Below are 22,482 nucleotides of genomic sequence, written 5' to 3'. Positions count from 1 at the left end.
AGGGATCGTGACAGAAGGCAGCGCGCCTGCCACGAAGCGGCACGGCGACGACGGGTTGGTCGCGCCCGGCGACGACCTCGGTGAGGTCCTCGCGATCGTGCCCGACGTCGATCGGTTCACTCCCGCGGCACGAGGCTGGAGGAAGACGACCGTCAGCGCCGCCACGATCAGCTTCTGGAACGTCCCCGCGGCGACGACGGCCGTGGTCGCCGCACCACCGCGGCGCAGGAAGGACAGCCCGGAGGTCCTCCTGGTCGGGTTTGGCGACGCGCAGAGACTGGTCGGCACGGGCGGCCTCTACTTCCCGGCGGGCGGGCCCGTCGTGAACCAGGTCTACGCCCGCCACCCCCTGCGTCGTCGGGACTACCTCCCGTACGCCGCCTTCCACCGCGAAATCCTGCACGAACGCTCGATCGAGATGGCGCGCTACCTGCTGTCGCTCGGTGCGCGAGACGTGACGATCGCGTGGCAGGGCAGCGTGGGCAAGCGGGCGCGCGGACGGCTCGGGGGGGAAGGCCCCGACTCCGGACGACGTCACCGCTGAGCTCGGGATGACCAAGGACGACAAGGGTGACCTGTCCATCCGGATCACCGGTGCGGGCCGACGCCCACCACATCAACCGCGGGACCTCATCTGGCCGACCGCAGATCCCGTGTTCCGCCTTGCACGTGAAGCCGCGAACGGCGACACGTTCCACTTCGGCATGAAGGGGCAGCGCTCGGCGTCCGTAAGCCTCGACGTCGGTGCACACCTCGAGAAGTCGCTCGGCCTGCACCTCGGCGGCGAGTACAAGCGGTGGGAAGATCTCACCTTCACCGTCGACGCCACCTTCCAGGGCATCGCCCACGAGTCCGACGACTGACCCGGGCGTCGGTCGCGGTCCCGTGTCGGCAGCCCCATCGTCTGACCGGGCGTCGTCCTCGTCCGGCACCCAGGATGGTCCGGTGACCGCCGCACCGACCGCCCTGCGCCGCCGGTGGCTGTTCGCCGACCAGCTCGGGCCGCACTTCCTCGACCACCCGGAGCAGCCCGTGCTGCTCGTGGAGTCACGCGCGGTGTTCCGTCGCCGCCGCTTCCACCGCCAGAAGGCGCACCTCGTGCTGTCCGCGCTGCGGCACCGTGCCGCCGAGCTGGGCGACCAGGCCGTCGTCGTCCGTGCGGACACGTACGGCGAGGCGCTGGCCCGGGTGCGCGAGCCGCTCGACGTCTGCGCCCCGACGTCGCGCGGCGCGCTGACCTTCGTCGAGCGGCAGCCGGGGCTGGAGGTGCTGCCCCACCGGGGCTTCGTCACGGCGCGGCCCGACTTCGAGCGCTGGGCCGGCCACCAGCGCGGCGGGCTGCTGATGGAGAACTTCTACCGGACCGCGCGGCACGTGCACGGCGTCCTCATGGACGGCACGGAGCCCGCGGGCGGCCGGTGGAACTTCGACCACGAGAACCGCGAGCCTCCGCCGCGCACCGACCGGCTCGACGTCCCGCCGCCGTGGCTGCCGGAGGAGGACGAGATCGACGCCGAGGTCCGCCGCGACCTCGACCGGTGGGAGGCCGACGGGGACGTGTCGTTCGTCGGCCGCGACGGCCCGCGGCGCTTCGCCGCGACGCGCGCCGAGGCAGAGGCGGCGCTCGACACCTTCGTCGAGCACCGCCTGCCGACGTTCGGCCGCTACGAGGACGCGATGCTCGCCGCCGACCCGTGGCTCTCCCACTCGGTGCTGTCCGCGGCGATGAACCTCGGGCTGGTCGACCCGCGCGAGGCGGTCGACCGCGCCGAGGACGAGTACCGCGCCGGCCGTGCGCCGATCGCGAGCGTCGAGGGCTACGTCCGCCAGCTCATGGGCTGGCGCGACTACGTGTGGCACGTCTACTGGCGCACGGGCCCCGACTACAAGCGGTCCAACGCCCTCGCGGCGCACGCCCCGCTGCCCGACTGGTTCCGCGACCTCGACGCCGACGCCGTCGAGGCACGCTGCCTGTCCGACGTCCTCGGGCAGGTGCGCGACATGGCGTGGGTGCACCACATCCCCCGCCTCATGGTGCTCGGCAACTGGGCCCTGCAGCGCGGGTACGACCCCGCCGAGCTCACCGACTGGTTCCACGAGTGCTTCGTCGACGGCTACGAGTGGGTCATGGCGCCCAACGTCGTCGGCATGAGCCAGCACGCCGACGGCGGCTTCATGGCGACCAAGCCGTACGCGTCGGGCGGCGCCTACATCAACCGGATGTCGGACTACTGCGGCGGCTGCCGCTACCGGCCCGACGTCCGCGTCGGCGAGGACGCCTGCCCGTACAGCGCCGGCTACTGGTGGTTCCTCGACCGCAACCGCGAGCGCCTCGCACCGAACCGCCGCATGGCCCAGCCGCTCGCCGGCCTGGCCCGGCTGCGCGACCGCGAGGCGCTCGTCGAGCAGGAGCAGCAGCGGGGCGCGTCGCCGCCGTGACGGGACCCGACGGCGCCGCCCTGGGTCACGGACCGCAGACGACCCCCACGCACTGTGGCTCGTTGCCGTTGCCGCGCGCGGTGTTGCCGCCCAGGTCGACCGCGTGCAGCGCGTGGATGCCCCAGCCGCGGTTGCCCACGGCCGAGTTGCCGCGCAGGTCGATCTCCTCGTCGGTGACGACGCCGTCGCCGCCGTCGAGGAACCGGTTGTCGGCGAGGACGCTGTAGCCGTCGGCCTGCCAGTACTCGCCGTCCTCCGTGGTGAACCCGACGTCGTTGCGCCGGAACGTGCTGCCGTGGACCGCCATCTGGGTGCTGGCCACGACCGCCGTGCCGTTGTCGGTGAAGCGGCTGGCGTCGACCCGCGTCCAGACGTGCTCGTCGGTGGCGTCGATGCCCACGTCATTCCCCAGGAAGGTGCTGTCGTCGACCCGCAGGTCCGTCATCCAGCTGCCGCGCAGGGCAACGCCGTTGGCGACGAGCGTCGTGCCCGCCAGCGTGCAGGACGACCGGTCGCAGGCGAGACCCACGTCGTTGCCCTGCACGCGGGAGTCCTCGAGCACGACCCGGCTGGGACCGACCTCGACGCCGGTGCCGTTGGCGGAGAACGTCGTGCGCCGGAAGGTCGCGGTCGCCCCGAGGCTGTAGAAGCCGTAGCGGTTGCCCACCAGGGTCGAGCGGTCGACCAGCAGGTCCTTGGAGGACCCCGCGTAGTCGGGGCTGCCGACGACGGCCGAGCGGTTGCCGCGCAGCGTGACCCGCTCGACCGTCAGCGCCCCAGCGACCTCGCCGTACTCCTCTGCGCTGCCGGTGAAGATGCCGCGGCCCCAGCCGCTGATCGTGCCGCCGACGACACGCATGTCGCCCTCCTCGGCGACCGTGACACCCGTCCCGCCGGCACCACGCAGCACGTGCCCCCGCAGGTCGAGCGTGACGCCGGGTCCGAGGTGCAGACCGTCGCCGGACGGGCAGGTGAGGTCGTCGGCGAGGTGCGCGTCGGAGGTGAGCACCACGCCGCACCCCGGGACCGGCACCGAGCCGGGTGCCGCCGCGTGCGCCGGCGCGGCGGCGAGGACGAGGACGGCGACGGCAGCAGCACCGACCGCGGCGCCGGGCAGGACGGACGAGACGTGCATGAGAGCCCCCTGGTGTCGCGCCGGCGACGTCGCCGGCGGCGGGACCAGCGTGCGCGCGCCCGTGGCGCCCGCTCCATGCCCGTCCGCCATTTCGCCCGGGTGAACGCCTCCCAGCGGTCGTCAGACCGGCGGCGGCGGGAAGCGCACCCCGCTCCCCCAGCCGATCTCCCACCCGGGCGCCTTGTCGAACCAGTCCGCGAACGACACGGGCAGCCGGCCCTCGCGCTCGACGAGCGCGAGCAGCTCGGCGTACCAGCCGGTGTACGTCCAGTCGCGCCACGGTCGCCCGAACGCCGGCACGGCGGCGACGAGGGCGTCGGCCAGGGCGTCGGGCGTGGTGGCGGCCGTGACGTCGACACCGACGACGTCCGCGCCGGAGCCGCTGGACCAGCTGAGCTGGGACGGCTTCTCGTCGCCGACCGAGCCCGGCGCGGCCGACAGCGTCACGCGCCAGTACACGCCCGACGGGCTCATGCCCGGCGACACGCGCACGTGCTGCGACCCGCGCCGGTGCAGCGCCGCCACGGCCTGCAGCAGCCGGACGCCCACCAGCTGCGGCGCGTCGAGCAACCGCGGCGACCAGTACGGCTGCTCGGTGTAGAGGAAGAACCCGTCGAGCACCTCGGCCGGCTCCCCGAACGCGACCCGGCACGGCCGCCCGGTGCGGCTGGGCACGACCCACAGGCTCGTGCGCCGGTCCATCCGCTCGAGGAACGCGGCGACGCCCGCACGGGTCGTGTCGCCGGCCAGCACGCACTCGACTCCCCCGACCAGCGCAGTGAGGTAGGCGGGATGCGTCGAGGTGCCGCCGGACACGGTGGCCTCGGAGGTCTCCTGCACCCACCGGCGCAGCAAGCGGGTGAGGTCGGACAGGTCGGTGGCGCGCTGACCGGGCGCGAGGTACGGCACGGGACTCCTTCGGCCTGCGGGGACGGACGGGTGCACCGTACCGACGGCACGGGGCAGCACGAAGGCCGCCGCCCCCGGAGGGGCGACGGCCTTCGTGTCCGCGCTGACGTGCAGCGTGGGCTGGGAGTGGAGGTGGCGGGAATCGAACCCGCGTCCGATGACGTGGAACCAGGTCTTCTCCGGGTGCAGTCCGCTACAGAGTTTCTCGGCCCCCACGATCACGCGGACGAGACGTGGACGGGCCCAGTCGGCTAGAAGTCCCGCCCGCCCCACCGACGAGGACGGACAGCAGTGGCTCTCTAGATGACGCCAGTGACTAAGCCGAGAGCATGCTTAGGCTGACGGACTTCGAGGCTCGCTCAGGCGGCGAGGGCGAAGTCGGTGCGCTGAGTATCGGCACCTATGAGTCGCACGGAGCGTTTACGAGATAACCGTGCATCCTCGACCCGCTTCTCCTGGAAAGACGACCACCGTCGAAACCGATCACCCCCAGGGGTGTGTTCACTTGTCAACCGCCGTCCCGCGCCCCCAGAGGCCCGGTCCGACGTGGTCCAGCGTACGGCACAACGCGGGACGTGTCCCCGGCATTCCCCGCAGGTCACGCGCCCGTCCCCCCGTCAGAGATCGGGCGCGCAGACGCCCCGGCCGAGGGCCGCGAGGCCGGCGCGGTCGCCCGCCTGGAAGGTCGTGACGGCGGCCGACATCTCGGGGTTCATCAGCTGCGAGGGGTCGTCGACGTGGTCGAGACCGACCACGTGCGCGACCTCGTGCCGCAGCGTGGAGAGCCACGACGGCGTGCCGTCGGGCAGCGACGGGTCCGCGAGCGTCTCGGCGTCGAGGACGACCGCCCCGCTCACGTAGACGCGGACGCCGTCGTCACCGGACACCCACGCGGGTCCGCCCACGCCGGCGACGTCGCCGGCGAGCACCGGCTCGCTCGTCTCGTCGGCGAAGCCCAGCAGCACGGGTGCCCACCGCTCCCCGTACCGGTCCGGCTGGTACGCGTCGCGCTCGCTCGTCACCGGCTCGTCCGTCGCGCCGCCGTCGACGAACACCAGCCCGGTGGCGGCCGTGACCTCCGCGAGGACGCCCGCCACCGACGCCGCGAAGCCCTCGGGCGCGCCGGTGACGACGTAGCGGATCGGCCGGCACGGCGACCACGCGACCGGCACCTGCTCGCCGGCCACGGTCTGCGTCTCGCTGAACGCGTACGCACCGCCGAGGGGGTCGACGGCGGGCGGCGCCCCGATCGGCGAGCCCGCCTCGCCCAGCCCGGGCGGCGGGCCGGCCTGCGCCCGCAGCTCGTCGGGCGAGGCGAGCAGCGACTCCCCGATCGACGCGAGGTCCGGGTGGGCGTCCACCCAGCGCCACACCTGCAGCGTGAACGGCGCCGCGAGCAGCAGCGCCACGAGGAACGGCACGAGGCGACGGTTGCGCGGCGCGCGCCGCTGCGCCGGCCACGGCTGCTGGGCGGGACGCGCCGGCGGCCGGTACGGGACGTCGGGCACGACACCGCCGAGCGGACCGGTCACCGGCGGCGCCGGCGGCCGCGACGTCGTCCCGGGCACGAGGGGCGCGTCGGTCCCCCGCCACGCCGGCGGGTCCTCCGGCTCCCACGTCCGGGGCGCCGCGCCGCGCCGCGCCGCCTCGTCGCGGACCCACCGGGGGACGCGGCCGGAGGGCGAGCGGGGCAGGTCGTCGCCGGGCTCGCTCATGACGACATCATCGTCCCTCGCGGCGGCACGCTTGAGCCGTGAGGACCGGCAGCGGTGCGACGGGTCGTCGCGCCGACGCAGCTCGGCGCACACCGGACCGGACCGGACCGGCCACGGCAGCCCGCGAGTGGACGCCGCCTGTCCGGTGCCGGTGCCGCGACCCGGTCCCGCCGGACGATGCGGCGGCGGCGTTCACGGCTCGACGGGGCTGTCGGCCGGGACGATCCCCGCCCGCTGCCGCGCCTCCCGGAGCGAGAGGACGAGCAGACCGGGACGGGAGGGAGCCGGGCTGCGGACGAGCACGCCGGGCCCCGGGTAGAAGTCGTCGTCGAACGGCCTCAGGCCCAAGGCGGCGGCGTAGCCGACCAGCATCGACGAGGTGAAGCGCTCGCCGACCTTGCGCCGCTCGTACGCCTGCCGGTCCTCGAACTCCTGGACCTCGCCGTTCGCGTCGAACCGCCACCGCCCCTCGTACTGCACCACCGAGACCGAGCGGACGTAGTTGAGGAACTCGGTCGCGGTCGGCGCGAACAGCTGGAGCTGACGGGCGCCCCTCCTCGCAGTGCGGCCCCCCGCTCCGTGGGAGGCGGGGACCGACGTCACCACGACGCCCTCGACCGCGACGGCACGAGCGAGGTGACCGACCGTGGACACGGGATCACCGTGGGGGAAACCGCAGTCGACGACGGCGGTCCACTCCGGGTTCGCCGTGGCGACGACGAGCTCGCGAGGACGCACGCCGGACGTCAGCGGCTCCAGGTGGGGCATGTGGTCCCGCAGGCCTCCCGGGAGGTGCTCGAGCTGGGCGACGCCGTGGATCTCCCGGCGCCACGACGTCAACGCGGGCGCCACGACGTCGAGCGGAGCACGCAGGAAACCGAGGTGGGACGTGATCGGGGCGAAGGCGTCGTCGAACAGCACCGGGCTGCCGCTCATCGTCCGACCTCGACCGGCACGGCGTCGCCGGGGACATGGTCGGACGTGGTCGTCGCCGGGCGGCCCGGCCGGCGGTACGGCACGAGGGACCCCATCTGACCTCCTCCATCGGCTTCCACCCGGCGTCCCGGTCGGCGCACCAGCGGACCCGGCGGCGCGCCGAGGGTAGCGTCCCCGGTCGCGCGTCGGAAGGCGGTCCTCTGCGCACGTCGCGGCGCGGCGCGGCGTCCGGCCGGACGAGCGCGGTCAGGTCCGCCAGGGGCGCCCTCGCGTAGCAGGGCGGAGCGAGCGCGCCGACGGCGTCCACCCCTACGGCGTCGAGCGCCTCCCGTCGAGTCGGCAGAGCCGGTCCGGCTCGACGCGGACGCGATCGACCAGCCGCGCGTCGCTCAGGTGTTCGGCCTCTCGCAGCGCGGGGTCACCGGCGACCCGCGCTCCGGCCCCACCGCTCCTGCAGGGAGAGCCCGGACGGCCGGTCCAGCGCCGACAGCCGGCCGAGCGCCACCCGCACGTGCGCGACGAGGGCCTCGTCCGTCACGTCGTCCGGTCCCCGCAGCGCCGGGTCGATCACATAGCCGTCCTCGAGCAGGAAGAACACGTCCTCGAGCACGCGCTCCAACGGCCCGCGGACGCGCTCACCGTCGTGCAGCGCGCGACGACGCGCCGCGAACCACGTCCGCGCGAAGTCCGGTCCGTCCAGGACGCCGCCGACGAGCTCCCGCATCGACGCGATCTGGCGCCCGACGCCCGACCCTTCCGGGACCTGTGCGGGACGTGCCCACGCGCGCGGGCCTGCCGTCCTCCTGTGCCCCCGGTCGGCGGTCACCGCGCACGCTCGTAGACGAACCGCTCCGTGCTGTCGGGATCCGGGTGGAAGACGACCGCGTCCCCCGACACGTACAGCTGCACGCCGCGCACGCGGGACGTCGTCCCGCTGAGGTCCTCGATCGTCAGGTACACGAAGTCCCGCCCGGAGCCGTCGGGGGGCTCCCACGTCCCGGACAGGTCCACCTGCCCGCCGCCGGCGTCGTCGACCACGAGCGCGGGGACGTCCGAGGCCGTGAACGTGCCGTCGGCGGCGAGCACGACCGCTCCGTCCCCGTCCGCGACGTACTCGCCCGGCAGCGACGCCGCGTCGACGCCGGCCCGGACGCACGCCGACGCCGTGGCCGCCAGCACGAGGACGACGCCGCACCGCGCTGCGGCTGCCGCCCGTCGCCGACCCCTGCCGTCCGCCACGTCGTCAGGCCTCCCCGTCGACGACCGTGCCGGTCGGACCGTGCGCGAACTCCTCCAGCAGGTCCAGCAGCCGGGTGGTCGCCTCCGCGTCGCCGTCCGCGCCGCCATCGGCGACGGAGTCGCGGACGACGGCCCACCAGTGGCGCGGCGTCGTGCGGCCGTCGAGCAGGCGTTCCTGCACGAGCTCCTGGAACCCCTCGAGGACGCGCCCGTCCGACGCCGACGCCAGCCCCGTCACGAACGCGACCACGGAGGCGTAGCGGTCGTCGAGGACGTACATCTCCCGCCGTTCCCGCAGGTGGTAGCACGCCTCCGCCAGGTCCACCGACGCCTCCGCCTCTCCCGTCGGGCACCGGTCCGCCCGCGCCCGGTCACGAACGCTAGCGCCAACCCAGGCGCGAGCGGCGACGTCGCACGGCGGCGGTACCGCCGACGGCAGCGTAGGCATCACGGGAGGCGCGGGAGCACGTCGCGCCAGTGGTCCAACCGCTCGTCGCCGGACCGGTCCGCGAGGGCGAGCGCCGGCGTGAGCACGTGCCGGACACGGCGCAGACGCAGCACCTCGGCGCGCGGGAGCGTCCGCCAGCGGTCGGCGTCGGCGGCGACCGCGTCGACGTCGGCGGGCAGCGCGCGCACCGCCAGGCCGACGGCGCCCCGTGCATCGAGGAGCGCCGCCCGGGCGTCCGTCCGGCCCGCGAAGTCCAGCGCGGCGCCCGTCAGGTGCAACCGACGGACGAGCGCCTCGTGGCGCGGGTACGCGTCCGCCGCGACGGCCGCCGCCAGGACGTGCGTCACGACGGCGCTGCAGACGCCCCACCCCTCGACGTCCAGGTCACCGCCCCGGTGCTGCACCTGCTGCGTCACCAGCTCGACGAGCGACCGCCACACCTCCGGCGCCAGGTCGCCCGGCGCGAGCGGCCGTTCCTGCAGCGCGCGCAGGAGACCGTGCAGGTCGAGCGCGAGGTACGGCGTCAGTGCGTCCGACGGGGCAGCGTGGGAGCGGCCTCCGGCGTCGGACGTGCCCATGGTGCCCTCCTGCCGTCGTTGTGGTCGCGCCGGTCGGGACGACCGACGAGGGCACCGACGTCCGCCGGGACGTCGACGAGCCCGCGGAACGCTACCGCGCAGACCCACGCCCGGTGCGGCCCGCCGTGCGTCGCGCTGACAGCGCGCTCCCCACCCGCCACGATGGGCCGATGGACCTGCCCGTGATGCCGCCCGTCGCGCCGATGCTCGCCAAGTCGGTCAAGGAGATCCCCGACGTGGGGCACGTCGAGCCGAAGTGGGACGGGTTCCGCACGATCGTGTTCCGGGACAGCGACGAGGTGGAGCTCGGCAGCCGCAACGAGAAGCCGATGACGCGGTACTTCCCGGAGCTGGTGGAGGCGCTCCGGGCGAACCTGCCGGAGCGCTGCGTGGTCGACGGCGAGATCGTGGTCGTCACCGGCGACCGCCTCGACTTCGACGCGCTGCAGCAGCGCATCCACCCCGCCGCGTCCCGGGTCAAGCTGCTCGCGGGGCAGACGCCTGCGTCGTTCGTCGCGTTCGACCTGCTGGCCCTCGGCGACGACGACCTCACGGGCCGCCCGCTGCGCGAGCGCCGCGCCCTCCTCGTCGAGGCGCTCGCGGACGTGCAGGCGCCCGTCCACGTGACGCCCGCGACCGGCGACATGGACGAGGCGCAGCGGTGGTTCACGCAGTTCGAGGGCGCGGGCCTCGACGGCGTCGTCGCCAAGCCCCTCGACGGCACCTACCAGCCGGACAAGCGCGCGATGTTCAAGATCAAGCACGAGCGGACCGCCGACTGCGTGGTGGCCGGCTTCCGGTGGCACAAGTCGGGGGACGTCGTCGGGTCGCTGCTGCTGGGGCTGTGGACGGACGACGGGCGGCTGCAGCACGTCGGCGTGAGCGCGTCGTTCCCGATGGCGCGACGCAGGAGCCTGCTCGACGACCTCGCGCCGTACCGCGACGTCGACCTGGCCGACCACCCGTGGGGCTCGTGGGCCGACCAGTCCGCGCACGCGGACCGTCGCATGCCCGGCGCCGTCAGCCGCTGGAACGCCACCAAGGACCTGTCCTTCGTGCCGCTGCGCCCCGGGCTCGTCGTCGAGGTCGCGTACGACCACATGGAGGGCGACCGGTTCCGCCACACCGCGCAGTTCCGGCGGTGGCGCACGGACCGCGACCCGCGCTCCTGCACGTACGAGCAGCTCGACGAGCCGGTGCGGTTCGACCTCGCGGAGATCCTCGGCACCTGACGCCGTGCCCGTGGGACGCGCCCTCGCGGCCTCGTCCGGACCGGCCTACGGTGCGAGGAGCGGCACCCCGCCGCCCGTCCCACCGGAGGTCACCATGCCCACCGCCACCCTGAACGGCACCGTGCTCGCCGAGGCGCCCGAGTCCGAGGTCGTGCACATCGAGGGCAACGTCTACTTCCCGCCCTCCAGCATCCGCACCGAGCTGTTCGAGACGTCGCCGACCCCGTACACCTGCCCGTGGAAGGGCGAGGCCCAGTACTGGTCCGTCCGCGACGGCGACGAGCTGCGCAAGGACGAGGCCTGGTCGTACCCGCACCCGTACCCGAGCGCGTTCGACCGCGTCGGGAAGGACTTCAGCGGCTACGTCGCGTTCTCGCCGGACGTCGAGGTGCGCTGACGCGCTCCGGCACGACGCCGGCCCGGTCCCCCACGGGGGCCGGGCCGTCGCACGTCGTGGCAGTGCCGGTCAGTCGAGCAGACCCACCGCGTAGCCGATGAAGTACAGCGCGCACAGGGCGACGACCCCGCCGACGATCGCGTAGACGACCCAGTTCGAGCCCGTCGAGCCGACCTTGGCCTGGTGGGTCGACAGGCCCGACGTCGTCGACGACTCCCCGGGTGGCGTGTCTCCGGGCGCGACCCCGCCTCCCGCCTCGAGGCCCGGCGTGTCCTCGGGCTGCGGGTCGGGCGTGCTGGCTCCGGGCGACTGGCTCATGCGTCCCCTCTCGTCGGTCCTGGTGTGTCCACGGTGTGCCCGTGCGGATGGGTCGGCAACCGGAGGCACCGACCCGGCGCCCCTCACGACTCGACCGTGAGGATCTGCGCGTCGAGGGCCACGTCGGTGTCGAGGGTGACGTACCCGCGCTCCTCGAACAGCACGGTGATCCGGTCCGCCTCGACGACCGTCACGGCGCCCGGCCCGAACTCCTGGTGCCGCACGAGCTGCCCCGGCCGCACGCGGCTCTCCGACGCGCGCACCGAGGTGCCCGCGTCGCACGAGTCGCAGTGCCCGCACACGTCGCGCCGCTCCTCGCCCAGCAGCTCCAGCAGCAGGCGCCGGCGGCAGTCCGTCGTGTCGGTGTAGGTGCGCACGAGGTCGACCCGCGACGTCTCCAGCCGTGCACGCCGCTCGCGCTCGGCGCGCACGTCGGCGAGGACGCGCCGCAGGCCGGCGCCGTCGACCGTGCGGAACCGGCCGTCGTCGTCACGGACCGCGCCGACGCGCTGCAGCTCGCCCAGGGCGCGCGCGACCGTGCGCCGCGCGAGGCCGGTGCGCTCGGCGAGGCCGGCCTGGTCGGCGGCGTCCTCCTCGAGCGCGCGCACCACCGTGGTCAGCGTCTCCGGCCGCGACCCGCCGCTCGAGCGCTGGTACCGCGCGAGCCCGTGGTCCTCCGGTCGGTGCACGACGAGCGCGCGCGCCGGCTCCTCGTCACGGCCGGCCCTGCCGACCTCCTGGTAGTAGGAGTCGAGCGTCGAGGGCGGGCCCGCGTGCACGACGAGCCGCACGTCGGCGCGGTCGACGCCCATCCCGAACGCGGACGTCGCGACGACGAGGTCCGCGTCGCCGGACAGGAACCGGTCCTGCGCGGCCGACCGCTCCTTCGCCGGGAGGCCGGCGTGGTAGACGAGCGCCGGGCGCCCGTCCTCGGCGAGCGCAGCCGCGAGCTCCTCCGTGTGCGCACGCGTGCGGGCGTAGACGATCACCGCACCCGGCTCCGCCAGCACCGCCTCGCGGACGTACGCGTCGCGCTCCTGCTCGGACGCCGCCGGGCGCGCGCCGAGCCAGATGTTCGGCCGGTCGGCGTCGTGCACGAGCACCCGGGGGTCGCGCATCTCCAGCTGGGCGACGATCTCCTCCCGCACGTGCGCCGACGCGGTGGCCGTCAGCGCGAGCACGCGCGGCGCGCCCAGGCGCTGCACGGCCCAGCCGACCAGCAGGTAGTCGGGCCGGAAGTCGTGCCCCCACTCGCTCACGCAGTGCGCCTCGTCGACCACGACCAGGCCCACGTCGGCCTGCTGCAGCGCCTCGAGGACGACCTCGCGCTGCAGCTGCTCCGGACCGAGCAGCAGCACGTCGAGGTCCCCGGACGTCGCCGCCTCGAGCGCCTCCCGCTGCTGCGCGGCGGTCCGGGCCGAGCTCACGGACGCCGCCCGCAGCCCCGACTCCCGCAGGGAGCCGACCTGGTCGCGCTGCAGCGCCAGCAGCGGCGAGACCACCACGGTCAACCGCTCCGCGACCAGGGTCGCGACCGCGTACACGGCGGTCTTGCCGGCGCCCGTGCGCGCCACCAGGAGCGTGTCGTGCTCCGCCAGGCCGTCGAGGGCGTCCCGCTGCGACTCGCGCAGCGCCACACCCTCGCCCAGCACGCGCGTCACCGCGGCGTCGACGTCCACCCAGCACCTCCGTCCGGGCCGCCCGTGCGGCGACCCCGGACAGTCCTACCCACCCGCGGGCCGTCCCGCCCGTCGAGCCGCGATGCGGGCCCGGCCGCCGCGCGACCCGCGAGCCGCCCACGTACGGTCGAGGCGTCCCGACTCCCCGGCAGGAGGCCCCGCATGACGACCACCGAGAGGCCGCAGCCGTCGACGGCCCGGCGCGAGCGCCCGCACGACGTGGTGGTCGTCGGCTCCGGCTTCGGCGGCCTCTTCACGACGCGTGCGCTGGCCCGCGTGCCCGGCGTGCGCGTCACCGTGGTCAGTGGCTCCAACCACCACCTCTTCCAGCCGCTGCTCTACCAGGTCGCGACCGGCGTGCTGTCGGCCGGCGAGGTCGCCCCGGCGACGCGCGACGTCCTGCGCCGCCAGCGCAACGCGCGCGTGCTGCTCGGCGTCGTCGAGGACGTCGACCTCGACGCCCGCGAGGTCGTGCACCGCTCCCCCGCCGGCGTGACCCGCACCCGGTACGACAGCCTCGTCGTCGCGGCGGGCGCCGGGCAGTCGTATTTCGGCCGGGACGAGTTCGCGGAGCACGCGCCGGGCATGAAAAGCCTCGACGACGCGCTCGAGATCCGCGGCCGCATCTTCGGCGCGTTCGAGCTCGCCGAGGTGACGCGGGACGCGGCGGCCGTCGACCGGCTGCTCACGTTCGTCGTCGTCGGCGCGGGGCCGACGGGCGTCGAGATGGCCGGCCAGGTGGCCGAGCTCGCCCACCGCGTCCTGCCCGGCCAGTTCCGGCACGTCGACCCGCGGCGCACGCGCGTGCTGCTCGTCGACCCGGTCGACCACGTGCTCCCGGGCTACCCGGAGCACCTCGGCGCGGCCGCGGCACGCGAGCTCGAGAGCCAGGGCGTCGAGATCTGGACCGGGTGGAAGGTCGTGGGCGTCGACCAGGAGGGCGTCGAGGTCGAGGACGCCGACGGGGAGCGGCGCGCGGTCCCCGCGTCGTGCAAGATCTGGGCCGCCGGCGTGCAGGGGGCACCGATCGGCCGCGTGCTCGCCGAGCGTGCGGGCGTCGAGGCGGACCGGTCGGGCCGCGTGCCGGTCGAGCCGGACTGCACGCTCCCGGGTCACCCGGACGTGTTCGTCATCGGCGACCTCATGAGGCTGGACGAGCTGCCCGGCGTCGCGCAGGTCGCGATGCAGAGCGCGCAGCACGCCGCCGACCAAATCCGGCGCCGCGTCGACGGCCGCCCGACCGGCCAGCCCTTCGAGTACCACGACAAGGGCAGCATGGCGACGGTGTCCCGCTTCTTCGCCGTGGCGCAGGTGGGGCGCGTCGAGACGTCGGGGCTCCCCGCCTGGCTCCTGTGGCTCGGCGTCCACCTGTTCTACCTCGTGGGGTTCAAGAACCGGGTGACGACCCTGCTGCACTGGGCGGTGTCGTTCGTCGGTCGCGGCCGCGCCGAGCGGGCGGCGACCTGGCAGCAGGTGATCGGCCGCAACGCGCTGCGCCGCGAGGGTGACGCGTCGTTCGGCGCGCGGGACGACCCGTCGGGGACCCGGTCGGAGTCCGGCGCGGACGCGGCGGACGACGCCGGGCGCGTCACCGACCGGGGCGACCAAGACGCGCGACCCGCCTGACGGTCACCAGCCGCCGCCGCCCCCGCCGCCGACGCCACCGCCGGAGTAGCCGCCGCTCGTGCCCGAGCCGCCCGACGTGCCGGGCGTCGGCGCGCTGATGGCGTCGGTGGCGACGTGCTCGAACCGGTCCACCGCACCCGCGAAGCCGGTGCCCCAGAAGTACGGCCCGGCGGCGTACGTGCCGACGTACCAGCCCGGCTCGGCGACGACGCGGCCCTGCGCGGCGAGGTCGGCGAACACCCGCGCCCACCGGTCGGCGAGGCCGAACACGATCGCGTAGGGCAGGTAGCGCGAGAACAGGTCCTCGCCCTCCTCGAACCGCAGCTGCTCCGCCTCGGCCGTCGCGAGGTAGCGGCGGAACCCGAGCGTCTGCGCGAGGACCGCGGTGCCGTCCGCCGTGCGCGCCGGCGCCGCTCCCGAGAGCGCGAGCACGAGGACGCCCACCAGAGCGACCGCCGCCGGCACCAGCGCCAGCCCGAGCAGCGACTGCGCGCCCGCGGCGATCGCGATCACGGTGCCCACGACGCCGAGCACGAGCAGCAGCCCGCCGGTGAGGCCCCACGCCGTCCGCACGGCCTTGGGGTTGGCACGGAACCAGCCCGTCTCCGTCACGTGCTGGTAGAGCCCGTCCTGGACCTTGCCCATGGCGGACGCGAAGGTGGTCCTGAGCTCCGAGAGGCGGACCCGCTCGCGTCCCTCGAACAGCTCCGTGAGGAGCGTCGCCTCGAACGGCAGGAGGTCGGTGGTGCCGGCGCGCAGGCGCACGAGGGTCCAGTCCTCCGGCGCGCGCCCCTCCTGCTCGGGCGCGACCTCCTCGATCCGCAGCCACCCGCGGACCGCGAGGTCGATGATCGTCGCGGTGACGTCGACCGGGTCGGCCTTCTCGTCGACGAGCGTGCCGACCTCGCCGGGCCGCGTGCCCGCGGGCGGCGCGAACTGCACGGACACGGCGTCCCGACGGTCGCGGTGACCCGTCGCGGCCTCCTGCCCCGCGGCGGGCCGCAGTCCTGGCGTCAGTCCGAGGTAGGCCTGGTCCCGCCCGGTGCGGCGCACCCGCCGCACCGCGAGGAGGGCACCGAGGCCGAGCACACCGGCCGCGACACCGCCGCCCACGCTCAGCGGCCGCACGGGCGCGAACGGGTCGAGCTTCTCGCGCAGGATCGGGTCGGCGCCGGTGAACGTGCCGCCGGGCCAGCCCGTCACGGTCGTGAGGCGGTCCCCGACCGGCACGACATCCTGCGTGAACGTCGCCGACGCGCCGTCCGCCTCGGCGCCGCCGCACGGCGCCGTCGCACCCTGCGGACCCGCGAAGCACGCCACGTCCTGGACGTCCGCCGGCCCCGTCACGGTGACCCGCACGTCGGACAACGGCACCTCCCAGCCCCCGCCGATGACGTCCCAGTACAGCTCGTCGCCCGAGTGCTGCGCGTTCGCCGGGTTCAGCCAGCCACGCACCGTGAAGCCGATCCGGTACGTCTGCACGCCCTCGACGTCGTCGACGTCCTCGTCGCCGACGCGCAGCACCATCGCCGCGCCCTCGTCCTCGCGGTGCAGGTCGGCCGGGGCGCCGGTGGGGCTGTCGACGACGACGTCGGAGTACGCGAAGACGCGGTCGAGCTCGTCGTCGTAGGACACCCGCGTCGGGTACGTCAGGTAGGGGCCGTGGCCGGGGTCGTCGCCGAAGTCGAAGTCGAGCTCCAGCTGCACCCGCACCGTGCCGTCGGCGGCGACCTCCGCCACCGCGTCGTACCGCGTGATCTCACGCCCCGACGTCAGGTCGCCCGGCGTCGCGGGCACCGCGGACGTGGCGGGCGGCGGCGCGAGCACGACGACGCCGAGCGCCAGCACGACGGCGAGCGCGACCACCGCGAGCCGCCGGACGGCGCGCGCGACCACGTGGGCGTCATCCGGACCGACCGCGAGGTCCGGGCCGACCGCGTCGCCGGGCCGCGCCGCGTCGCCGGGCCGCGCCGCGTCGTGCGCCGTCACCGGTCCCGCTTCTCGCGGATCGCGCGCTGGGCCTCGAGGTTGTCCTGCCGCTCGCGCAGGGTCTGCCGCTTGTCGTACTCGCGCTTGCCGCGCGCGAGCGCGATCTCGATCTTGGCGCGCCCGTCGAGGAAGTACAGGGCGAGCGGGACGATCGTCTGCCCCTTCTCGCGCGTCTTGACCTCGAGCCGGTCGATCTCCTCGCGGTGCAGCAGCAGCTTGCGCTTGCGCCGCGGCGCGTGGTTGGTCCAGGTGCCCTGCGAGTACTCCGGGATGTGCACGCCGTGCAGCCAGGCCTCGTGCCCCTCGACCTCGACCCAGCCGTCCACCAGGGACGCGCGCCCGGCGCGCAGGGCCTTCACCTCGGTGCCGGACAGGACCATCCCCGCCTCGAAGACGTCCTCGATGACGAAGTCGTGCCGCGCCTTGCGGTTGGCCGCGACCATGCTGCGTCCGGTCGTCGCCTTGGCCACGGCTCGGCCCTCCTGGTGTCTGCTCGGGTGGTGCGCGCACCGCGGGGTGCAGGTGCGCAGCGGGTGGCGGGCAGGCGTCGTGACCGCCGTGCCGCCGCACGAGCCTACCCGCGGGCACCGACGCACCCCCAGGTGAATGCCGCGACCGTGCCCCGGCGCCGCCTCAGATGCCCAGGTAGGACCGGGGGTTCTGGGTCGCGCCGTTGACGTAGACCTCGAAGTGCAGGTGGCACGCGGCGGACGTCCCGGTGTTGCCGGCGTAGCCGAGCAGCTGCCCGGCCGACACCTGCGACCCCGCGCCGACCGCGAACGACGACATGTGGTTGTAGCTCGACATGAGCGACGAGCCGTTGACCCAGCCGTGGTCGATCATCACCTGGTTGCCGTACCCGCTGCGGTACCGGGACCACTGCACCGTGCCCGAGCGCCCCGCGTACACGGGCTCGCCGCAGCGGTCGCGCAGGTCGATGCCGGCGTGCATGCGGTAGTAGCCGAGCACCGGGTGCAGGCGCATGCCGTACTCGGACGTCACGTAGATCGGGTTGTGCGCCGTCGGGTTGGCGAACATCGCGCCCGGCTTGGCACCGCCCGGCTGCGGGCTCGTCCCGCCGCCACCGCCACCGCCGCCGCCTCCACCACCGCCGCCGCCGCTGGGCTTGCCGGCGGCCGCGGCCGCCGCGGCCCGCTCGGCCTCGATGCGGGCACGCTCGACGCGCTGCGCCTCGATGATCTGGCCCAGCTCCGCGGCCACCGCCTGCCGCTCCGCGTCGACGGCCGCGGCCTGCGCCGCCGCCTCCGCCTTCTGCGACTCGATCGACGCCTTCTTCGCCTGCTGCTCCGCGAGCAGCCGCTCGACCTCGGCCTTCGCGTCCTCGGCCGCGGCCTGCGTCCGCTGCGCCTCGGCGAGCTTGTCGTCGGCCGCGGCCTTGATCTCCGAGACCTTGTCGCGCACGGCCGTCTGACGGGCCTGCGCGTTCTTGTTCTTGGCGACGATCTCCTGGAGCTCGTCGAGCACCTGCGACTGCGTGCGCATCGCGGTGGAGACCATGCCGTAGCGCTCGACGAAGTCCTGCGAGCTCTCGGCGTCGAGCATGACGCTCATGCCGGAGACGTCGCGGCCGCCCTTGTAGGCCTCGCGGGCCATCTGCCCGATCGCGGCGCGGATCTCGACCTCGCGCGCGTCGTCGACGACGATCTGCTCCGCGATCGCCGCCTCCTCGTCCTCGGCGGCGGCGAGGCGGGCGGTCTGCAGGTCGGCCTCGCGCTGCGCGGCCTGCGCGGCGGCGACGGCGGTGTCGAGCGCCGCCTGCGCCTGCGGCAGCTGCGCCTCGACGGCGGCGAGCTCCTCGACCGCCTGGCGCAGCGCCCCGTCGAGCTCCGCCATCGCCTCGGCGAGGTCGGCGGCCCGCTGCTCGGCGGCGGACACGCGCTGCTCGGCGGCCGCGCGGCGGTTCGACAGGTCGTCGGCGAGGGCGGGCCCCGCCACGCCGAGGAACGTCGGCACGGCGACCGCCGCGGCGGCGAGGGCGGCGGTGAGCCGGCGTCGCTGTACGGGACGGTCGGCGGCGGGACGGTCGGTGCGGTCGGTGCGTCGTCGCATGTCAGACCTTCGTGTAGCGGCTCAGGGTGACGAGGGACGAGATGGCGGCGAGCACGACCGCCACCACCAGCAGCAGCGGTGCGATCGCGAGCACGTCCGCGGTGCTGACGTACGGCACCCACGTGACGGTCTGGCCCAGCCAGTCGGTCACGAGGTACTCCACGCCGAACCACAGCGCGGCGACGGACAGCGCCCCGCCGACGAGCGCGGCGATCGCACCCTCGAGCATGAACGGCAGCTGGATGAACAGCGTCGACGCCCCCACGAGACGCATGATGCCCGTCTCACGGCGCCGGCTCAGCGCGGACAGCCGGATGGTCGTCGTGATGAGCAGGACGGCCGCGAGCAGCATGATCGCCGCGATGCCGCCGGCGGCCCAGGTGGCGCGGTCGAGCACGAGGAACAGGTTGTCGAACAGGCGCCGCTGGTCCTCGACGTCCTCGACGCCGGGTCTGCCGGACACCACGTCCGCGACCACCTGGTACTGCTCGGGGTCGGTGAGCTTGATGCGGTACGAGGCGTTCATGTCGTCGACGGTCGCGGCCGACGCCCAGAACTGGTCGCCGAACTGCCGCTGGAACGACTCGTACGCCTCCTCCTTGGTCTCCGTGAACACCTGCTCGATGTACGGCGCCACCTCGGGCGCCTCGAGCGCGCCGAGGATGTCCTCGCGCTGCTCCTCGGTGACCTCCCCAGCGGCGCACGTGCGCTCGGCGGAGTTGGCGGGGCAGAGGAAGACGGAGACCTCGACCTTGTCGTACCAGTCGTCCTTCATCTTCCCGATCTGCGTCTGCAGCAGCGCCGCGGCGCCGAGGAAGGTGAGGCACACGAAGGTCACGAGCACGACCGAGACGGTCATCGACAGGTTGCGGCGCAGGCCGATGCCGATCTCGGACAGGATGAACTGGGCGCGCACGGCGGCCTCCTCAGCGGTCCGAGCCGTAGACGCCGCGCGACTGGTCGCGCACCATCTCGCCCGTGCTCAGCTCGACCACGCGCTTGCGCATCTGGTCGACGATCTCGTCGTCGTGCGTCGCCATCACCACGGTGGTGCCGGTGCGGTTGATGCGGTCGAGCAGGCGCATGATCCCCAGGGAGGTCGTCGGGTCGAGGTTGCCGGTGGGCTCGTCGGCCAGCAGGATCGACGGCCGGTTGACGAACGCGCGGGCGATCGCGACGCGCTGCTGCTCGCCGCCGGACAGCTCGTGCGGGCGACGCTTCTCCTTGCCGGCGAGCCCGACCATGTCGAGCACGTCGGGCACGGTGGTCAGGATGTGGTGGCGCGGCTTGCCGATCACCTGCAGCGCGAACGCGACGTTCTCGAACACCGACTTGTTCGGCAGCAGGCGGAAGTCCTGGAACACCGCGCCGATCTGGCGCCGCAGGTGCGGCACCTTCCAGCTCGACAGCGAGCCGAGCTCCTTGCCGGCGACGAACACGCGCCCCGCGGACGCCCGCTCCTCGCGCAGCACGAGCCGCAGGAACGTCGACTTGCCGGAGCCGGACGCGCCGACGAGGAACACGAACTCGCCGCGCTCGACGTCGAGCGACACGCGGTCCAGCGCGGGGCGGGCACCCCGGGCGTAGACCTTCGTCACGTTCTCGAAGCGGATCACGGCTCGAACCTCGTCCTCGGTCGGGCACGTCGCGGGCACGACGGGCCACCCGCAGGGTCGCGGGACTCGTCGAGGGTAGGAACCCCTCCGCGCGGTCCGAGGCAGGACACGCCGCCGCGGGACCGGTGAATCGGTACGCCCGACCGGGTGATGCCCGGCTCGTCCCGGATCGTCCCGGGACGGCTCACGCGTCGGCGGGCGCGACCTGCTGGTTGCGGCGCCAGCGGACGCCGGCCTCGATGAAGTCGTCGATGTCGCCGTCGAAGACCGCGGCGGGGTTGCCGACCTCGTGCTCGGTGCGCAGGTCCTTGACCATCTGGTACGGCTGCAGCACGTAGGAGCGCATCTGGTCGCCCCAGCTCGCCTTGATGTCGCCCGCCATCTCCTTCTTCGCGGCGCGCTCCTCCTCCTGGCGCTGCAGGAGCAGCCGGGACTGGAGCACGCGCAGCGCGGCGGCGCGGTTCTGGATCTGCGACTTCTCGTTCTGCATCGACACGACGATGCCGGTGGGGATGTGCGTCATGCGGACCGCGGAGTCGGTCGTGTTGACGGACTGCCCGCCAGGGCCGGACGAGCGGAAGACGTCCACCTTGATCTCCGACTCGGGGATCTCGATGGAGTCAGTCTGCTCGATGAGCGGGATGACCTCGACCGCGGCGAACGACGTCTGCCGGCGGCCCTGGTTGTCGAACGGCGAGATGCGCACGAGCCGGTGCGTGCCGGCCTCGACCGACAGGTGCCCGAACGCGTACGGCGCCTTCACCTCGAACGTCGCGGACTTCAGGCCCGCCTCCTCCGCGTAGGAGGTGTCCATGACGGTGGTCGCGTAGCCGTGGCGCTCGGCCCAGCGCAGGTACATGCGCATGAGCATCTCGGCGAAGTCGGCGGCGTCGACGCCGCCCGCGCCCGCGCGGATCGTCACGACGGCGTCGCGGATGTCGTACTCGCCGGCGAGCAGCGTGCGGATCTCGAGCTCGCCGAGGTCCTTGCGGATGCCCACGAGCTCGGCCTCGGCCTCCGCGAGGGTGTCGGCGTCGTCCTCCTCGGCCGCCATCTCGACCAGCGTCTCGAGGTCGTCGATGCGGCCACCGAGCTTGGTGACGCGGTCGAGCTCGGACTGCGCGGACGAGAGCGCGCTCGTGACCTTCTGCGCCGCCTCCGGGTCGTCCCACAGGTCGGGGGCGGACGCCTGCTCGGAGAGCTCGGCGATCTTCGCCCGCAGCGCGGCGGGGTCGCTCACCGACTGGATGGACTCCAGGGTGCTGCGCAGCTCGCGGATCTCGGCGGAGAAGTCGGTGGTGGCCACGACCGTCCAGGGTACCCGCTGGGTGCGGCGCGGTCGGCGCGCGGCGTCGGGTGCCGTGGCGTCGGCGTGCGGCGGTCCGCATGAGCCGTCGCGCGGGCGCCCGGCCGGACCCGGCGCCCGGTCAGACGAGACGCACGGCGACGACCGCGACGACGGCGAGCGCGGGCGGGACGAGCGCGACGAGGAGCGCGGCGACGGGCATCGCGCGGGACGCCCCGCCCCGCAGCGCACGCACCGCCAGCACGGCCGCCGCGACGGCGAGCACGAGCCACAGCACCGCGGCGACGAGGAAGAGCGGCCCGGCGGCGGGCGCCGTGCCCCCGAACGCGTCGGCGACCACGGCGCCGAACGCGGCGGCGGCCCCGTGCGCGGCGGCGAACGCCCCGATCGCGAGTCCGAGCGACCAGCGGGCCGCGCGCGAGCCGCCGGTGGCACGTCGCCCCCCGTCCGGCGGACCCGTCGCGCGACGGGATCCGACGCCGGTGTCGAGATCCGTGCGGCTCGTCCGTCGAGGGGGCATGAGGCGCAGCGTGACAGGCGCGCGGGGCGGAGTCACGAGGAGTCGTCCGGACGGACGCACCACGCGATGACTCCGGAGGTCTTGACCGGTCCAGGAATCGGTGGGACTGTAGCGGTACAGGATGCTGGAGCGGTACAGAGTGAAGGGGTGAGGACCATGTCGGACCCGATCGGGATCGGTGCGCTGGGCGTGCGGCTGACGCGCGCGGAGGCGGAGAGCTCGCGCCCGTGGGCGCCGGAGGTGCCCGAGTCCGCGCACGACCGGCGGATGGCGGAGCGGCGCGCCCGGCGGGCGCAGCGCGTGCTGGCGCGGGCGCACGCACCGGTGGCG

The 22,482-nt window shown here is 74.5% G+C and carries 23 protein-coding genes and 1 other RNA gene; 6 read left to right on the top strand and 18 right to left on the bottom strand.

Going from position 1 to position 22,482, the window contains the following annotated elements; genetic code table 11:
* Positions 1-7: 7 nt before the first annotated feature.
* The 3 genes from AB6N23_RS08060 (at position 8) to AB6N23_RS08050 (ending at position 2,439) form a co-directional block, all read left to right on the top strand.
* Entirely contained in the window at positions 8-544 is a 537-nt protein-coding gene (locus AB6N23_RS08060) for a hypothetical protein (protein ID WP_412865581.1), read from the top strand.
* A 7-nt stretch (positions 545-551) separates the two neighbouring features.
* Entirely contained in the window at positions 552-863 is a 312-nt protein-coding gene (locus AB6N23_RS08055) for a hypothetical protein (RefSeq protein ID WP_412865580.1), read from the top strand.
* Between the two features lie 82 nt (positions 864-945).
* The gene (locus AB6N23_RS08050; protein WP_412865579.1) at positions 946-2,439 is read left to right on the top strand and encodes a cryptochrome/photolyase family protein; all 1,494 of its coding nucleotides are present in this window, start codon (positions 946-948) and stop codon (positions 2,437-2,439) included.
* Between the two features lie 25 nt (positions 2,440-2,464).
* On the opposite strand, the gene AB6N23_RS08045 is transcribed toward AB6N23_RS08050, so the two are convergent.
* From AB6N23_RS08045 to AB6N23_RS08005, 9 genes are all read right to left on the bottom strand, one after another.
* On the bottom strand, positions 2,465-3,574 hold the full coding sequence (locus AB6N23_RS08045; protein ID WP_412865578.1) for a right-handed parallel beta-helix repeat-containing protein: 1,110 nt from the start codon (positions 3,572-3,574) through the stop codon (positions 2,465-2,467).
* A 120-nt stretch (positions 3,575-3,694) separates the two neighbouring features.
* Positions 3,695-4,483 (bottom strand): hypothetical protein, encoded by a 789-nt coding sequence (locus tag AB6N23_RS08040; protein WP_412865577.1) that lies wholly within the window; start codon positions 4,481-4,483, stop codon positions 3,695-3,697.
* 124 nt (positions 4,484-4,607) lie between these two features.
* Positions 4,608-4,974, bottom strand: a transfer-messenger RNA (tmRNA) gene (gene ssrA, locus AB6N23_RS08035).
* Positions 4,975-5,100: 126 nt separating this feature from the next.
* Positions 5,101-6,198, bottom strand: coding sequence for a M10 family metallopeptidase domain-containing protein (locus AB6N23_RS08030; protein WP_412865576.1), 1,098 nt, complete (start codon positions 6,196-6,198; stop codon positions 5,101-5,103).
* Between the two features lie 192 nt (positions 6,199-6,390).
* Positions 6,391-7,134, bottom strand: a complete 744-nt coding sequence (locus AB6N23_RS08025) for a hypothetical protein (RefSeq protein ID WP_412865575.1) — start codon at positions 7,132-7,134, stop codon at positions 6,391-6,393.
* 418 nt (positions 7,135-7,552) lie between these two features.
* A complete protein-coding gene (locus tag AB6N23_RS08020) occupies positions 7,553-7,858 on the bottom strand; it encodes a hypothetical protein (RefSeq protein ID WP_412865574.1) in 306 nt (101 codons plus the stop codon).
* Positions 7,859-7,956: 98 nt separating this feature from the next.
* The gene (locus AB6N23_RS08015) at positions 7,957-8,313 is read right to left on the bottom strand and encodes a hypothetical protein (protein ID WP_412865573.1); all 357 of its coding nucleotides are present in this window, start codon (positions 8,311-8,313) and stop codon (positions 7,957-7,959) included.
* 64 nt (positions 8,314-8,377) lie between these two features.
* The gene (locus AB6N23_RS08010; protein WP_412865572.1) at positions 8,378-8,698 is read right to left on the bottom strand and encodes a hypothetical protein; all 321 of its coding nucleotides are present in this window, start codon (positions 8,696-8,698) and stop codon (positions 8,378-8,380) included.
* Between the two features lie 122 nt (positions 8,699-8,820).
* Positions 8,821-9,399, bottom strand: coding sequence for a hypothetical protein (locus AB6N23_RS08005; RefSeq protein WP_412865571.1), 579 nt, complete (start codon positions 9,397-9,399; stop codon positions 8,821-8,823).
* Positions 9,400-9,569: 170 nt separating this feature from the next.
* Here AB6N23_RS08005 and AB6N23_RS08000 point away from each other — a divergent pair, with 170 nt between their 5' ends.
* Together AB6N23_RS08000 and AB6N23_RS07995 are read left to right on the top strand one after the other, a co-directional pair.
* Complete coding sequence (locus tag AB6N23_RS08000) at positions 9,570-10,631, top strand: ATP-dependent DNA ligase (protein WP_412865570.1); 1,062 nt, start codon at positions 9,570-9,572, stop codon at positions 10,629-10,631.
* Between the two features lie 94 nt (positions 10,632-10,725).
* Complete coding sequence (locus tag AB6N23_RS07995) at positions 10,726-11,028, top strand: DUF427 domain-containing protein (RefSeq protein WP_412865569.1); 303 nt, start codon at positions 10,726-10,728, stop codon at positions 11,026-11,028.
* Positions 11,029-11,097: 69 nt separating this feature from the next.
* Here AB6N23_RS07995 and AB6N23_RS07990 read toward each other — a convergent pair whose 3' ends face one another.
* Together AB6N23_RS07990 and AB6N23_RS07985 are read right to left on the bottom strand one after the other, a co-directional pair.
* Positions 11,098-11,346: a DUF6480 family protein gene (locus tag AB6N23_RS07990; protein WP_412865568.1), complete on the bottom strand. Its 249-nt coding sequence runs from the start codon at positions 11,344-11,346 to the stop codon at positions 11,098-11,100.
* Positions 11,347-11,429: 83 nt separating this feature from the next.
* Positions 11,430-13,025 (bottom strand): RecQ family ATP-dependent DNA helicase, encoded by a 1,596-nt coding sequence (locus AB6N23_RS07985; RefSeq protein WP_412865567.1) that lies wholly within the window; start codon positions 13,023-13,025, stop codon positions 11,430-11,432.
* A 162-nt stretch (positions 13,026-13,187) separates the two neighbouring features.
* Here AB6N23_RS07985 and AB6N23_RS07980 point away from each other — a divergent pair, with 162 nt between their 5' ends.
* On the top strand, positions 13,188-14,651 hold the full coding sequence (locus tag AB6N23_RS07980) for an NAD(P)/FAD-dependent oxidoreductase (protein WP_412865566.1): 1,464 nt from the start codon (positions 13,188-13,190) through the stop codon (positions 14,649-14,651).
* A gap of 3 nt (positions 14,652-14,654) precedes the next feature.
* Here AB6N23_RS07980 and AB6N23_RS07975 read toward each other — a convergent pair whose 3' ends face one another.
* From AB6N23_RS07975 to AB6N23_RS07945, 7 genes are all read right to left on the bottom strand, one after another.
* Positions 14,655-16,640 carry a DUF2207 domain-containing protein gene (locus AB6N23_RS07975; protein WP_412865565.1) on the bottom strand — a complete coding sequence of 662 codons (1,986 nt, stop codon included), beginning with the start codon at positions 16,638-16,640 and terminating at the stop codon, positions 14,655-14,657.
* Positions 16,637-17,110, bottom strand: coding sequence for an SsrA-binding protein SmpB (gene smpB, locus AB6N23_RS07970; protein ID WP_378200751.1), 474 nt, complete (start codon positions 17,108-17,110; stop codon positions 16,637-16,639). The genes AB6N23_RS07975 and smpB overlap by 4 nt, the downstream gene beginning before the upstream one ends.
* Positions 17,111-17,273: 163 nt before the next feature.
* The gene (locus AB6N23_RS07965; protein WP_412865564.1) at positions 17,274-18,710 is read right to left on the bottom strand and encodes a peptidoglycan DD-metalloendopeptidase family protein; all 1,437 of its coding nucleotides are present in this window, start codon (positions 18,708-18,710) and stop codon (positions 17,274-17,276) included.
* Position 18,711: 1 nt separating this feature from the next.
* Positions 18,712-19,626: a permease-like cell division protein FtsX gene (gene ftsX / locus AB6N23_RS07960; protein WP_378200758.1), complete on the bottom strand. Its 915-nt coding sequence runs from the start codon at positions 19,624-19,626 to the stop codon at positions 18,712-18,714.
* Between the two features lie 10 nt (positions 19,627-19,636).
* Entirely contained in the window at positions 19,637-20,326 is a 690-nt protein-coding gene (ftsE, locus tag AB6N23_RS07955) for a cell division ATP-binding protein FtsE (protein ID WP_412865563.1), read from the bottom strand.
* 184 nt (positions 20,327-20,510) lie between these two features.
* Positions 20,511-21,632 (bottom strand): peptide chain release factor 2, encoded by a 1,122-nt coding sequence (prfB, locus tag AB6N23_RS07950; protein ID WP_412865562.1) that lies wholly within the window; start codon positions 21,630-21,632, stop codon positions 20,511-20,513.
* 121 nt (positions 21,633-21,753) lie between these two features.
* The gene (locus AB6N23_RS07945; protein ID WP_412865561.1) at positions 21,754-22,152 is read right to left on the bottom strand and encodes a hypothetical protein; all 399 of its coding nucleotides are present in this window, start codon (positions 22,150-22,152) and stop codon (positions 21,754-21,756) included.
* Positions 22,153-22,482: the final 330 nt, after the last annotated feature.

The sequence above is a fragment of the Cellulomonas pasadenensis genome, from assembly GCF_047229365.1.
Lineage (GTDB): Bacteria > Actinomycetota > Actinomycetes > Actinomycetales > Cellulomonadaceae > Cellulomonas.
Note: the sequence above shows the minus strand (reverse complement) of the source record. Positions and strands in the feature narration are given on the sequence as shown.

What these genes read in the sequence shown, in the direction of transcription:
- AB6N23_RS08055 (WP_412865580.1), top strand. Translation starts at nt 552, where the DNA reads ATGACCAAGGACGACAAGGGTGACCTGTCCATCCGGATCACCGGTGCG.
- AB6N23_RS08045 (WP_412865578.1), bottom strand. Translation starts at nt 3,574, where the DNA reads ATGCACGTCTCGTCCGTCCTGCCCGGCGCCGCGGTCGGTGCTGCTGCC.
- AB6N23_RS08030 (WP_412865576.1), bottom strand. Translation starts at nt 6,198, where the DNA reads ATGAGCGAGCCCGGCGACGACCTGCCCCGCTCGCCCTCCGGCCGCGTC.
- AB6N23_RS08025 (WP_412865575.1), bottom strand. Translation starts at nt 7,134, where the DNA reads ATGAGCGGCAGCCCGGTGCTGTTCGACGACGCCTTCGCCCCGATCACG.
- AB6N23_RS08020 (WP_412865574.1), bottom strand. Translation starts at nt 7,858, where the DNA reads ATGCGGGAGCTCGTCGGCGGCGTCCTGGACGGACCGGACTTCGCGCGG.
- AB6N23_RS08005 (WP_412865571.1), bottom strand. Translation starts at nt 9,399, where the DNA reads ATGGGCACGTCCGACGCCGGAGGCCGCTCCCACGCTGCCCCGTCGGAC.
- AB6N23_RS08000 (WP_412865570.1), top strand. Translation starts at nt 9,570, where the DNA reads ATGGACCTGCCCGTGATGCCGCCCGTCGCGCCGATGCTCGCCAAGTCG.
- AB6N23_RS07995 (WP_412865569.1), top strand. Translation starts at nt 10,726, where the DNA reads ATGCCCACCGCCACCCTGAACGGCACCGTGCTCGCCGAGGCGCCCGAG.
- AB6N23_RS07990 (WP_412865568.1), bottom strand. Translation starts at nt 11,346, where the DNA reads ATGAGCCAGTCGCCCGGAGCCAGCACGCCCGACCCGCAGCCCGAGGAC.
- AB6N23_RS07980 (WP_412865566.1), top strand. Translation starts at nt 13,188, where the DNA reads ATGACGACCACCGAGAGGCCGCAGCCGTCGACGGCCCGGCGCGAGCGC.
- AB6N23_RS07965 (WP_412865564.1), bottom strand. Translation starts at nt 18,710, where the DNA reads ATGCGACGACGCACCGACCGCACCGACCGTCCCGCCGCCGACCGTCCC.
- AB6N23_RS07945 (WP_412865561.1), bottom strand. Translation starts at nt 22,152, where the DNA reads ATGCCCCCTCGACGGACGAGCCGCACGGATCTCGACACCGGCGTCGGA.